This is a genomic window from Paraburkholderia piptadeniae (assembly GCF_900007165.1).
GTDB classification, from domain to species: domain Bacteria; phylum Pseudomonadota; class Gammaproteobacteria; order Burkholderiales; family Burkholderiaceae; genus Paraburkholderia; species Paraburkholderia piptadeniae.
Window position 1 is genome coordinate 1 of sequence record NZ_CYGY02000258.1, and the last position, 516, is coordinate 516.

At 64.1% G+C, this 516-nt stretch carries 1 protein-coding gene; it reads left to right on the top strand.

The features are described 5' to 3' along the window. Positions 1 to 185: 185 nt before the first annotated feature. A partial coding sequence (locus BN2476_RS45100) for a CHASE2 domain-containing protein (protein ID WP_143811267.1) occupies positions 186 to 516 on the top strand: 331 nt, incomplete at its 3' end.

The window sequence follows — 516 nt, forward strand, 5'->3', positions numbered from 1 at the left end:
GTTCCTGATCAAGGCAGGCATTCCGGCCAGGCAGATCGAAACGGCGGCACGCGGCAAGCGCGAGCCGCTCGTGCATACGGCGGACGGCGTCCCCAATCAGATGAATCGGCGCGTCGTCATTACAATTCAGTGATCCGGTGACCCGTCACCGCCTCTGTGGCCGGCATTGGCGTGCCGTTGATCAGATGAAACGCTTGAGCGCCCCATGGGTGACGTTTTTCCGCAAGCTGCTGAAAGCGGGGCAAGGCCGCCCCGTCGCGCTTGCGGTGCTGTTCGGACTGAGCCTGCTCAACCTGTATAGCGAGTGGCCCGGCGGCATTGCGCGCCCGGCCGTATTCGACAGATTCGAGGATTTCATCCCGGACTCGTTCAACTCGGCGCGGCAGTTGCTGTTCGATCACTATCAGCGGCGCTTTCCGCGCGTGCCGGCCTCGCAGCCCGTGATCATCGTGGCGATCGACGACAAGACCCTTGCCGCTGTCGGTCAGTGGCCGTGGCCGCGCAACCGGCTGGCCA